Origin of the sequence: Metabacillus kandeliae, assembly GCF_021166585.1 — a bacterium.
In the GTDB taxonomy this organism is placed as follows: domain Bacteria; phylum Bacillota; class Bacilli; order Bacillales; family Bacillaceae; genus Metabacillus_B; species Metabacillus_B kandeliae.
This window is the reverse complement of record NZ_JAJOZE010000001.1, coordinates 588,390-600,539: the sequence shown is the minus strand read 5'-3', so window position 1 is coordinate 600,539 and position 12,150 is coordinate 588,390. Positions and strand designations below refer to the sequence as shown.

The following is a 12,150-nucleotide window of genomic DNA, read 5'->3' as shown; positions in this document are numbered from 1 at the left end:
ATCCCCCTTCCTCCATCATTTATATGAAAAGCCATTTAGCATATCAGACAAAAAAACAGCTGGCAGCTTTGAGCTCCAGCAGGGTTATGTGCTTTTTGAAAAACCTTTTATCTTTTGAATATGAGCTTTCTGATAGGCTGCATATGCCTCTGAATAGGAGGTTTTGCTGCTGGCGGGAATTGCTTTGCTATGAGTCAAATCATTCTGGCAGGCCGGACAGATCCACTTCCCTCCATCGTAGCTGCTGAAGGAAGCACGTGTGCAGCGGGTACAAAGTTTTTTAAACAAAGTATCTCTCCTTTAGATAATGGATTGAGTAATCCAAAGAATATGAAGAGCCATTACAAAGGTGTAAACAGCTCCTGCAGCATAAGCGCCTATTTTTATCAGCCTGTGGAAGGAAAATGCGTGCCTGTATGCAAGAAAAACAAGAATGGCAGACAGTAAGCATTTCACCCCTATAAATACCGATGGATGCAGCTGATAAAGAAAGCTCATCATCGGATTCTGTTCCTGAATTGCCCCAATCATGAGCCCGCAGGCTGTTGCTGCTGCATCAAGAAAATTAACGGCTGCCAGATAAAGAAACCACTTTTTCAAAACACTCCCCCATCCGTTCTTTTTTAAGAACAATCTGTTCTAAAAAAAATAGAGGCGCTGAACACCTCTATTAAGGAGTTTTCACTTCTAATTTAGAGAGTGCTTTCCAAACTGTAAAAACTGAATAAATTAGAAGCAAAATGCCCGGAATAATCATTAAAATGGCATTCCCTTGTTTTGATTTTGCGAACTCTGAGAAATAGCCGGCGTAAGGTATAGTAAACCCGCTGTATTCGGCTATTACATTTGAGGATTGCAAAAGCTGAGAGTCAGGTGATTGATTGCTGTCACCCTTTGTTTCGTAAAAAACATGTCCATCTCTTTTAACGACAGACAGTACCCTGTGAGTAACAATCGTTTTTTCATCCATATGGAAGGTAATAACATCACCTTTTACAAACCGGGTCATATCTCCTCCGGGCTTAACAGCAATAAGAGAACCAGTATGAATTCCCGGCTCCATCGAACCGGAAAGGACCGTTTTCAATTGATAACCCAAAAGCTGTGGTTCTCCTCCGGAAGCTTTGGAAGAAAGAACAAAAAAGATCATCGTGCATAAAGAGAGAAATAACACTGCTGTAATCACCGTACTAATGATATTCTTCAGTATTTTCACTGTTTATCACCTTTCCCGCTGTCTGGGTTTACTGGCTGTTCATCTTGAACTTGGCTGCTGTCAGATGGCTGTTCAGGAGAATTAGATGCAGGCTGATCATGAATGGATGGATCTTGTTCACTGCCTGCTGGTATTTTCTCATCGGCAGGTTTATCTGCCTTTTCAGTATTATTAACTTCAGGGTCTTTCTTTTCAGGATCTTTCTTATCATCTTTTTCTTCTTCTTTTGGAGGTGTGCAAGTGACTGTTACCGGACTGCTTGAAACAGATGTGACTTGATCATCAATTCCCTGGTATCCTGGCCTTTGATCTACTATGGCCTGATAGCTTCCAGGCTTATCTGCTGCAGCGGAGATAGCACCGAGACCATTTTCAGATATTTCACCGAGAGTCCCATTCTCGATCACTTCATTATTAAACAGCACTTTATAAGAAGTCGGGCCAATCATTGTAAAACCCGAATTTTTAACCGGAAAAGAAACTATTGCTGCATCGCACGTTTCGATTTCAAGGGATTTAGGATCCTGCTCAAAGGATAAATTGCTCTTGTCCCACCATGTTCCAGCTTGTATTTCAAATTGGTCCTCTGTTTGGTCGGAATAATAAGCCATTGTTTCGCTGGGGATATTGGCTAGTAGAAGAACACCTGTATACCATATAAGGGAAGCCTGTGTGAGGACCCATACCTTTTTATTTTTCATGAAAAGCTTCATGATTGTCATCATCCCCTGTCATCATTGCAAAGTGTTTAAATTGAATAGGAAAAGAAGACGGGAAACTTCCCGCCTTCCCTTTTGGTAATTAGCTTATTTCAGTTCTCCAGCACCTTGAGTCCCTTCAAAAGTCCAAGTTAATTTCATAGAATCTCCCTGGAACTTATTTTGATCTTGACCATTGTCTTCAAATGTAAACATCACATACATTTCATCCGTTTTTCCTGCTTTAAGGCCGCTCTTTTCTCCACCCATAAGACCTTTTTCTACTGCATCAACACCATCTTTTGTTTTCAATTGATCAAGGGTTGTGTCATAAATGACATCTGAATTTTTGTCGCTATTGTATAGGAAATCCACTTTAATATATTTGCCAAAATCTTCTCCGGCGTTATTGCCGTTTGCATCTGTCACCATATAATTAGATGTTAAAAGAACTTTTTTCATATCAAGGCTTCCTTTGTTTTGAAGCTTGAATGTGCGGATCATGTAGTCCCCTGGCTTAAGGTTTTTCACATCGATAATTGTGGAAGGCTTTGCTTCGATATCAAGTGTTCCAGCAGCAAATGAACTTGTTGCATCAGCTTTGTCATTGAAATAAGCGTATGTACCGCCGCCAACCAGTGATAATCCAAGTGCAGCTGTTGCCAGACCCAAACCTAATTTCTTTTTGATTCCCATTTTGTAACCCCCATAGTGATTAAATTTATGTGAACTTCTATTTCAGAAGTTTCAACCTTGTTTAACGGAAGTCTTTTGAAGAAAAAGCATTCGCCAGGAAAGGACAAGCAAGAAAATTCCAGGGAGAATCATAAAAGCCAACAAACCTATCTTGGTGTAAAGAAAGTGATGCACATAACCGGCATATGGAATAGTAATCCCAAGATACTTTCCTACAATCTGTCTGGAACTGACCATCTCAGAATCGGGTCCATTATTGTGATCCCCTTTTGTAACATAAAAGGTTTCTCCGTTCTTTTTAACAGCTTTTTGAATTCGATGAGTAATATGAATTCCGTTCTCTACTTTGAACGTGATCACGTCTCCCTGCCGGAAAACAGTATGCTGATCCGTTTTTTTTTCGAGAATGATGGAACCTGTATAAAACACCGGTTCCATGGACCCTGACAGAATACTCTTCATCTGAATTGGCGAATATTGCTGTAAGAACGTGAATATCAGAAAAAATACGGCAAAGCCAGCCAGCACCTTCCCATTGATCTGGAAGGACTTAAACATCCTCTCACCCAACCCTCATTTGTTCTTCATAACGAACCTCATAACCGAATTATAGCTATATATGACCAAATAAAAAAACACCGTAATTTGTCGTTTTGTTCGTTTATAAGAACAAAACCTCCTTCATCCTTCCTTTTTCTTCTGTTTTCATACAATTTTGTAATTTTATATAGAACGATTTGTTATTTATAATGAACGAAAGAAGATATGATAAAGCGGCTTACTGCAGAGAGGACATGATCTATGATTGGTGAACGCATTAGGCAGCTAAGGCGAATGAAGGGGTACTCACTGAGCGAGCTTGCAGAGCTCGCTGGAGTGTCAAAATCCTATTTAAGCTACATTGAAAGAGACATTCAGAAAAACCCATCCCTGCAATTCTTAACAAAAATTGCTGAAACACTGGACACAGACGTCAACGATCTTCTTCATGATAAAGACAGCAGCAAGTCCGTCGATGAAGAATGGCTCACCATCCTAGAAAAAGCCATAAACGAAGGAATGACCAAGGACGATTTTCGCTACTTCCGGGATTACATACGTTTCAAAAAATGGCAGGACGATCAAAACGAAGAGGATGAGGAAATTGACGATTGAATTGGCAAAACCGATTGATGAGGAATGGCTGGATCTGATGATGGAGGCGGAGAGGATTGGATTGACGGTTGAGGAGGTAAGGGTGTTTTTGAGAGGAGAAAAAAATGCATAAAAGGACTGCTTCCGAGTGGAAGCAGTCCTTTTTTATTGTGACAATTCCATCTGCTTTCCGAGCAAATGGCTGAACATGCTTTTCTTTTCCTGAGCCAGCTGCTGAAAAGCTCCCTTTTGAATAATTTCCCCTTGTTCCAATACGATGACTTGGTCAGCATTGCGAATCGTTGATAGCCTGTGTGCAATGACAATAATGGTCATTTGGCCTTTTAATGCTTCAAGGGCTGCTTGTATTTTTGATTCATTTTCAGTATCAAGTGCGCTCGTAGCTTCATCCAGAATAAGGATGGAAGGTTTTCTTAATATCGCTCTGGCAAGAACAATTCTTTGTCTTTCTCCGCCTGATAGTCTGACTCCCCGATCTCCTATGATGGTATCTAACCCATCAGGAAGGTTTTTGACAAACTCTGCAGCCGAAGAAAATTCGAGTGCTTCAAGTAGCTCTACTTCCATCGCATTGTTTTTCACCATTAGTAAATTGTCTCGAATGCTTCCATTGAAAAGGAACGGATCCTGCGGAACATAGCTGATTGCTTTCCTAAACGCCAGAGGATTTTCCAGTTCTTCCCCGTCAACCAGGACACTTCCTGTCTCAGGCCTCATCAGCCCCATTAACAGATCAATTAACGTACTTTTCCCCGCTCCTGACCTGCCCACAATGGCTGTCATTTGATTACGGTAAAAGGTTGCATTAATATTATGCAAAACCTTCTTTTTGGACTCCTGATTGTATCGAAAGGATACATTTCGGCATTCAATAGAGTGTTTTAAAACTAAAGCAGGAACATTTTGCTGCTGATGAATGAACGTCTCTTCCGCAAGCTTGCATTCTTTTTCAAGTCTCACAAGCGATTGAAAAGCCGGGATAGTAGAAGCCACCCGCTGCATATCAGCCTGTATGCTGGTGAATTTAGGCCAAAGTCTTGAAAAAATTAAGATAATTAACAGAAGCTGCCCCATTTCTGCATGCAGCATAGTTACCGATACAAATAAAAAAACAGCAATAAAAATAGCAGAAGAAACTTTGTAAAATAATTCAGTGCTTGTTTGCAATTTGACATACTCAATTTGTTCATCTACCATTCCCTGGGTCAGTGACTTAATCCAGCTGATTTGCGACTGCTCAAGGGTATTGCTTTTAATATCTTTAATACCGTTAAAATGATCGGTTATTCCGCCTAAATATTGCTGCGACAGTTCTGATGACTTATAACCAGCCTTACGGGCTCTTTTCAAATACTTTTTAGAGAACAGAACCAGCACAGAGCCGCAGACAAGTACAAAGACAGTGATTTTAGGAGAAAGCCATAAAGCTACTCCGATTTGTACAACAGTAAAAACAAGGGAAGCCGCAAGCTGCAGAATAAAGTTAATTCCTCCTATAACTCTGGCTAATTCAGTTGTTAAAGAATTTATCAAATCTGATTTTCTCTTTTTAATAAAAAAGCTCCAATCAGACTGCAGGGTCATCTCATAAAGTCTAATTCTGATTTCCCTGCAAAATATATGCAGGATTTCAACGTTCTTAATATTGATATAGCGCTGCAAATAGCCTTGTCCTATCATAACGAGCACAAACATAACTAACAGCAAAAGCAGCAGTATATTTTTCGGCAAACCAGTATACATAAAGGATTGACTAATAAAAGTAAGCTTTTCTGATTGGATCGGAATAAGTCCGCTTAAACTTATCAATGGAATGAGCATAAAAAGGCCTGCTCCTTCCAGCAAACTCACGATAACCATGCCAGACATATTTAAAAAAATAGCTTTCCCCGAGAATTGATAGAATCGCTTTAAATATTCCATTATAAACTTCATATGAGCACCTTCTTATTCACTCTATTCCAAAGCAATAGGAAAGGTCTTAACGGGAAGTACAAAAAATGAAAAGTTTTAGGGAGCGGCAATTTATCTTGATCGCTTGGGTAAGGATAAAGAAAGTTTAATAGAAATAGGATCTTTTGCTCAAAAGATTTTAATGAATATAAATAATGACTATGATAATTTGAAACATGTTCAGGAAGCGGTTCAGTGTGCAGATTCACTTTTTCCTTTAAATAAAAATACGTATTTTCTGCTAACTTTTTTGCTTTTTTGCCTGCTGTTATCTCTTTAAAAGCACCGGGAATCTCAGTTTGAAACAGCTGTGAAGCTAACAGCAGCGATTGAGCACCAAGCTGCAAACATTGAAATCTTTTCAACAAATGATAAGCAACCCTCCAATCCGGATTGGTTACTACCAGGCGATCAATGTCTGCCAGCCAGCGCAGCCTTGACCATCCATGCCTGGCACCATGCGTCACCAGAAAATAGAAAAGGTCTTCTTTCCCCAAAAAATAGACCGGCTGATGAGTAATGGCACTTTTCCTTTTACGCTCCCAAAGCTCTTTAAACTGAGGCTCTTTCCCTGGTCCAGGGCTAAGTCTCCAATGCACTTCAGCAGTAATATGCTTTTCCGGATGGTAAAAAGCTAAATGATGATGGCGCCATTTCCATTCATTTAAAAATTTTGGAAAATAATCATTCTTTACATATCCAAGGGATACAAGAAGCTGTTCAGCATCCTCCAATTTGTCTAAAGGTACTAAAAAATCTAAATCCCTTGAGGTCCTTAATGATAGGCTTCCATATAATTCCTCTGCAAGAACAGGACCTTTCAGAAAGAGTGTATGAATACCTCCGTTTAGTAAAACTTTGCTGATTAGTCCCATTTCACCAGATAGCTGCATCATTTTCATCGTATTGCTCTTATATAAGCGCCCAAGCTCTTCTTTAATATACGAAGGAATCAGCTGCTCCTTAAACTTTTTCAGCCTTGGATAAATTAATGAAAAAAGACGATGATGTAAGGCTAATTCTTTAAATTCAATCCAATTAATATCATCAAATACTTTTTCAGGTATGTGCTTTTCAAAATCTGTCCGGGATAGCCATAATAATAGGTTCTGTTCTCTTGAAAACATGTTCTCTTCCATCTAACTCTCCCTATCCCTCTTAATAATTAAATTTATTGGCAAAGGTACTGATAACCGTAAATTTTTTCATCTCTTCTTTCCCAGTAACATATTGAGTACCAGAACGGACCCATGCATGAGCAATCATGTTACCGGTTGAATCTTTCGCGGTTCCTAAATATAACGTACTTTCTATTTTTCTTCTTTCCAGCATTTTAACAGCAGCAATTCCTTTTACGAGGCACATACTTTCCCAAAATGTATAACGGGACATGCAATCAATAGCGAAAGAGATTTTTGAAACCCACTCTCTATGTTCGGCTGATGCTTGCTCAGATGTTTCCGCCATATGAACACCAAGCATCGGGACAACCTTTGAAAACTTCATCATTTTTAGTAAACGGCCCCAAGCCAAATAAATGTACGCTTCAAACAGTATTTTTTTCATGTCGGCTTCCATGTTAACGAAAGATTTAACTTTACGAATCAACGTTAATCATCCTAACTTTCTCTTCATCTTTTAATTAACTTCGATTAGGCCTTCTTTATTCAAGTGTTCCAAAAACTCCATTACCTGGGCTGTGCAAGTCTCTTCATCCACCTCATAAATATTTCTAAGTTCATCAATAATCTCTTTGACTGTAGGAAATTCATCTGCTAACCTCCAGATCTCTCCTCCAATTTCACCAAAGTTATAATATTTGCCGCTGTTGATACTAAGCATAACCATTTCACCGTCCATGCTGCTGACGATATTACCCTCAACTTTTGTTAACTGGCTATCAGCTTGAATCACGCTCTCTTTTATCACTTTTCTCCCGCCTTCTTTATCGTATTTAAAATAATATTTATAACCTCTTTAGCAGTAAAGGTTCCTTCAGGTCTGCTAAGTTTATAATAATCAATTGATTTCCCAAAGCTTGAAGTAGCTTTAAAATGCCAGCTTACTAAACCCATGCCTTCTATGAAGAAATTTCTGTATGTATTTCTAAACAGGGAATCAAGCTTTTCCAATCCCCTGACAGAAGAAATGGATACTTTCCCGCTGTCCTTTTTGACCAATTCAAACACTCCAGCAAGCGGAAGCGGCTGATTACAAAATTGATCTTGAACTGGGATAGCATATTTTGTTTCTCGTTCAAATAATGGCTGATAATGCTGCGTCTGCATTTCAAAAGAATTCATGCTTTCCTGCCAGAGTTTCTGCTGAGGATAAGCAGGAAATACAAGAGGAACTCCTTCTCTATTCTCAATAGAAATCACATCATCACTTAAAAGCTTGAATCCTTCTTTTAAAAATGCTGCAGCTGTGGTTGATTTTCCCGCTCCTGATTCTCCAACAATAGCGTATGCCCTTCCATCTATTTCAATTGCACTGCCATGCAACGGCAGCATCCCCTTCTGCATCAGCAGAGCACCCATGCATGAACCTAAAATATATAGACGGATCTTTGCAAAGTCTGCTCCTGGAAAAGGAGAAACAATTATCCTGCTGCCATCTTTAATAGAAAAGATAGCCGTGTTTGCCGCTTTGAACATTACATGGTCTTTTTCCATAAAAAATTTACTTTCTCCGCTACTAAGACTATCCCATACACTTGTTAAATCTCGTATTACGATCTCACAATCTAAATCAAGGGCAGGTCGATTAAAATGAATAAGCTCTGGAAGCGGTATTTCGCTCTCCAGCGATAGACCAAATACAGTATAAGCATATCTTTTTAAGGTTGTTTGCAAATTTCCCAGCTCCACTTAACATTAGAGTATAAAAAAGCCCTTATAACTTATGAAACTATAAGGGCTTTTTTATGGGTAAGTATACATGCAATAAATTCAAATTAGCTGAAACGCAATTGATCGTCTGGATCTGGCTGTGCAGCATCTGGAGTTTTCCTTCCAGGTCCTGCCATTGTCATGTTCACTTCGAGTACTTCCAATTCTGGTTTTTCCCATGCCTTTTTCATAAAATCACCTCCTTTCAAGTGAGTTTTTTCATGAAACGATGAAAAATTAAGCTTCTCATTAAAATTCTAAATTCATCTTCAAAAACATCTTTAGGGGATGGATCATCCTTAAGCTTTTCCAGACAGGATCGAATGGTAGACATATTCAGCAAATCAGACATCACAGGATCTATAAGTATGTCTTCAATTTCTGATACAAATTCCTTCCATACAGGAAGTATTCGGTATAAACCATCTGAACCTTGTATACCTCTAGTTGTCTGATTTAGCCTCACACTGTCATGAAGCAGCCCTTTCATAGACCTTCTAATTAGTGACCGATCCTGCCCATTTTGAACATATTGATCCTCAGGAACAGAAAGGCAAAAATTAGCGACTCTAAGATCATTTGTAGGATCACGATCCCAAATCCTGTGTCTTAGTGACAGTTTAGTTCCATATGTTCCATTAATATTCCAATAATAAACTCTTTTAAATTGCTCTTTTCTCACATCAAAAACGGTTTGTGTTCCTGTTCCAGTAAAATCCACCCCATTTTCTGCCAACCTTTCATAAACTTTGGTTGTTTCAGCAAAACGAGGATTTATCATCTGCGGGTAAGGATCTTCTTCCAAATGAGCATTTCTATTAAATAGCGATGGAAATGCCTTTTTTCTAACAACCGAAAATATTTTTCCTCTGGCTACTCCAATATTCTGGCTATAAAGAGCCACTTCACGGAACAACTTAAACAGCTGAAACTTTTTGAGTAACACAGCCTGAAATTCCATTGCATGCCCCCAGGAAACCGTCCAGTTTCCTCTTTGACCATTTAAGAGGACACCTATATCATCCTGTTCTGCTTTTTCGTAAATACCCTTTATCCAGAAACTGTTTTCGTAAAATTTATAAGGCATTTCAATCGCTTCCAGCCAGCTATCAATTTCAGAAAAAGGGTTTTTATCTTCAAATTTTAAAAAGTTTTTTTTGATATTTCCTGCATAGTTGGCAGTTGATTCAATAAATGGTGTTTCATCAGCTATTCTTCTTTTATGAATCCAAGATTCAAAGCCGTCAACTGGCACATAGCTGTATGTATGGAGTGATTTGTTTTCTTTCTTTAAAGATTTAGCTGCTATGCTTGCTACAGATCCAGAATCAAGCCCTCCGCTCAAGTGTGCTCCAACAGAATGAATGGTTCTAATTCTAGAATTTACTGCTTCCTGAAATACATGCAAGAATGCTTCCTCGTACTCTTCGTTAGAAGATAAGCTTAACTTTTTGTCAAAATTAAACTGAGTATATCTTGTCAGCTTAACCCCATCTTGCTTAACGATGAATAAATGAGAAGGCGGCAGCTGATAAATCTCTTTATAGATAGTTGATGAAGGATCTATGGATTCAAAGTTGTATGGTATGGAAAGATATTCTGATAGCCAATCAGAATTTAAATTTTTTGCAACGAATGGCAGTGTAAGCAGTGGTTTCATGGTTGTAGAAAAACTAAACTTACTGTCTTTAAAATGGTAATAGAGCGTTCGGCCGCCTGAGTAATCTCTAGCACCGAAAAGAAGCTGTTTCTTTTCGTCCCAAATGACATACGCAAAATCCCCAATTAAGTATTTAGGGGACTCTGTTCCCCATTTTAAGTAAGAGAGTAAAATCAGCTTGCTATCCGTTATGGTTCTTCGTTCTGTATTAGCGATTTGCAGTCTTTCAAAGAGTTCGGCCCTGTTATCTATAATAGCGTCAGCTGTAATAGCTAATTGCATTTCTGAATCATAATAAGGGATCTGTTCCCCTACTGATTCAGGTGTGATCCACTGTAAGTGGCAGCCCATGAAAATGTCTTCTTTATGAAATATTTGAACATCATTGGCAGGAAAATGTTCAAGAGCTTGCATCATAGTCGTTTTAGATTCAGCTGATACTGGTTGTTTTAATGATTGATACATGCCAACAATTGCGCTCATGTTTTCCAACTCCAATCTGTTCTTATTTAAGAACTTTTAGTGTAACGACTATCCTTATGAAAGCATATAATTCGCTTTATGTTCATTATAAAGAACAATATAGTACCAAGATACCATGAGGAAATCAGTGCGTCAATTGGTTTTATTCACAATTAATAATTTTATATTAGAGGTCATTTAATTTAACTTGATAAGTACCCTCATTAGGCTCGTGTGGGGTATTTTTAATTTTCATCTTAATAATTGACTTATAAATAAAATTAATTATATAAGAAGAAATAATACATAATATTAGCAGCCAAATAAATATCAATATTGGGTATCTTGGTGCAAATGTTAAACTTGGAAAGATCGACATATAAAAAAACATATGAGTTAACCATATGTTTGTTGAATGCTCACCAAAAAATGCGAAAGTTTTTTGAACTATTGTACTTTTATTCATTAATGTAAAAATACAGATAAAAGTTAACGCAGTAAAAGGAGCAATAATCATAGACTCGTATACCGAATGAATAATGATTAAAGCTATTATGCCAGTAGCACAAAGAATATTCTTGTAAGAAATGTTATAAATCTTACTATAAATTTTCGAATAAACCCTATTTTTGGCGAAAATAGTCCCCAAAATGAATGGAAATAATGAGGTGCCCACCAAAACTAGAGAATTTGAAATCGTACCTAGTAATAAACTGTCTCCAAAATCCACTACATGCTTAATTCGTTGAATATAGGATACTAAGTAAATTGCTGCAGTTATTAGCAGTATACTAATTGTGCTGTATTTCAATACCAATTTAAACAGAACTGGAGATATAAAAACAAGGATGACGTAAGTTTGCAAAAACCACCATGCACCATTATATGAATTCGATAATAAAAAGAAGTTGAGAATAAACCCATTAACCCCCCCTGGGAATGCTTCAAACTTTCCTAATAGTAAGCCAATACCTACAAATAGGATTAAAATTATCCAAAAATTAATTAATAGCTTAAATAGTCGTGGAAAGTTCTTTGATTTATATTGCTTCTTATAAGAAACAAATAATCCATAACCGCTTGCGAAGCAATATATTGGGACACACGCATCTCCAAATAACCCAATATAGTAGATTAAAGGCACATTATTTATAAGTGGAAATGTTTCATATAAACCGTTTACTTCTTTTCTGCAAAATAAATGAAGGAGCAGCATTAATAAAATAGCTACTCCTTTTAGCATTTTCATATCATTTTTTGAGATTTCCAAAAACATACTCCTTTCTTGGTTGACCAACGTTATAAAAAGGGATTAATACAAACTACAAAATAGAAAGTTTAGTTGCGGTATTTATCTTTTTAGGCTTTTTTTCTTACAATAAATTTTATCAACTAATAAAAAATGACAATGTATTTAAT

Annotated in this window: 15 protein-coding genes; 2 read left to right on the top strand and 13 right to left on the bottom strand. The window is 37.6% G+C overall.

What is annotated here, in order from left to right; genetic code table 11:
* Positions 1 to 300 precede the first annotated feature (300 nt).
* The 5 genes from LRR81_RS02945 to LRR81_RS02925 all read right to left on the bottom strand — a co-directional run bounded on the left by LRR81_RS02945 (position 301) and on the right by LRR81_RS02925 (position 3,168).
* Entirely contained in the window at positions 301 to 600 is a 300-nt protein-coding gene (locus tag LRR81_RS02945) for a DUF5658 family protein (protein WP_231787793.1), read from the bottom strand.
* 70 nt (positions 601 to 670) lie between these two features.
* Positions 671 to 1,216, bottom strand: a complete 546-nt coding sequence (sipW, locus tag LRR81_RS02940; protein WP_231787792.1) for a signal peptidase I SipW — start codon at positions 1,214 to 1,216, stop codon at positions 671 to 673.
* A complete protein-coding gene (gene tapA, locus LRR81_RS02935; RefSeq protein ID WP_231787791.1) occupies positions 1,213 to 1,941 on the bottom strand; it encodes an amyloid fiber anchoring/assembly protein TapA in 729 nt (242 codons plus the stop codon). Before tapA ends, sipW begins: the two co-directional genes overlap by 4 nt.
* A gap of 81 nt (positions 1,942 to 2,022) precedes the next feature.
* Positions 2,023 to 2,610: a TasA family protein gene (locus tag LRR81_RS02930; RefSeq protein WP_231787790.1), complete on the bottom strand. Its 588-nt coding sequence runs from the start codon at positions 2,608 to 2,610 to the stop codon at positions 2,023 to 2,025.
* Positions 2,611 to 2,661: 51 nt separating this feature from the next.
* Positions 2,662 to 3,168 (bottom strand): signal peptidase I, encoded by a 507-nt coding sequence (locus LRR81_RS02925; protein WP_231787789.1) that lies wholly within the window; start codon positions 3,166 to 3,168, stop codon positions 2,662 to 2,664.
* A 243-nt stretch (positions 3,169 to 3,411) separates the two neighbouring features.
* Between LRR81_RS02925 and LRR81_RS02920 the strand changes: the two genes are divergently transcribed.
* Positions 3,412 to 3,765 carry an XRE family transcriptional regulator gene (locus LRR81_RS02920; protein WP_231787788.1) on the top strand — a complete coding sequence of 118 codons (354 nt, stop codon included), beginning with the start codon at positions 3,412 to 3,414 and terminating at the stop codon, positions 3,763 to 3,765.
* Positions 3,755 to 3,877 carry a DNA-binding anti-repressor SinI gene (gene sinI, locus LRR81_RS02915; RefSeq protein WP_231787787.1) on the top strand — a complete coding sequence of 41 codons (123 nt, stop codon included), beginning with the start codon at positions 3,755 to 3,757 and terminating at the stop codon, positions 3,875 to 3,877. The genes LRR81_RS02920 and sinI overlap by 11 nt, the downstream gene beginning before the upstream one ends.
* A 32-nt stretch (positions 3,878 to 3,909) precedes the next feature.
* Here the strand turns inward: sinI and LRR81_RS02910 are convergent, their stop codons facing one another.
* The 8 genes from LRR81_RS02910 to LRR81_RS02875 form a co-directional block, all read right to left on the bottom strand.
* The gene (locus LRR81_RS02910; RefSeq protein WP_231787786.1) at positions 3,910 to 5,700 is read right to left on the bottom strand and encodes an ABC transporter ATP-binding protein; all 1,791 of its coding nucleotides are present in this window, start codon (positions 5,698 to 5,700) and stop codon (positions 3,910 to 3,912) included.
* Positions 5,697 to 6,857, bottom strand: coding sequence for a nucleotidyltransferase domain-containing protein (locus tag LRR81_RS02905; RefSeq protein WP_231787785.1), 1,161 nt, complete (start codon positions 6,855 to 6,857; stop codon positions 5,697 to 5,699). The genes LRR81_RS02910 and LRR81_RS02905 overlap by 4 nt, the downstream gene beginning before the upstream one ends.
* Positions 6,858 to 6,876: 19 nt before the next feature.
* Positions 6,877 to 7,296, bottom strand: coding sequence for a lasso peptide biosynthesis B2 protein (locus tag LRR81_RS02900; RefSeq protein WP_231788600.1), 420 nt, complete (start codon positions 7,294 to 7,296; stop codon positions 6,877 to 6,879).
* A 60-nt stretch (positions 7,297 to 7,356) separates the two neighbouring features.
* Positions 7,357 to 7,647, bottom strand: a complete 291-nt coding sequence (locus LRR81_RS02895; protein ID WP_231787784.1) for a lasso peptide biosynthesis PqqD family chaperone — start codon at positions 7,645 to 7,647, stop codon at positions 7,357 to 7,359.
* On the bottom strand, positions 7,644 to 8,573 hold the full coding sequence (locus LRR81_RS02890; RefSeq protein ID WP_231787783.1) for an HPr kinase/phosphorylase: 930 nt from the start codon (positions 8,571 to 8,573) through the stop codon (positions 7,644 to 7,646). Before LRR81_RS02890 ends, LRR81_RS02895 begins: the two co-directional genes overlap by 4 nt.
* A 101-nt stretch (positions 8,574 to 8,674) precedes the next feature.
* Positions 8,675 to 8,800: a paeninodin family lasso peptide gene (locus tag LRR81_RS02885; RefSeq protein ID WP_231787782.1), complete on the bottom strand. Its 126-nt coding sequence runs from the start codon at positions 8,798 to 8,800 to the stop codon at positions 8,675 to 8,677.
* 14 nt (positions 8,801 to 8,814) lie between these two features.
* On the bottom strand, positions 8,815 to 10,752 hold the full coding sequence (locus tag LRR81_RS02880; RefSeq protein ID WP_231787781.1) for an asparagine synthase-related protein: 1,938 nt from the start codon (positions 10,750 to 10,752) through the stop codon (positions 8,815 to 8,817).
* 166 nt (positions 10,753 to 10,918) lie between these two features.
* The gene (locus LRR81_RS02875; protein WP_231787780.1) at positions 10,919 to 12,001 is read right to left on the bottom strand and encodes an acyltransferase family protein; all 1,083 of its coding nucleotides are present in this window, start codon (positions 11,999 to 12,001) and stop codon (positions 10,919 to 10,921) included.
* Positions 12,002 to 12,150: the final 149 nt, after the last annotated feature.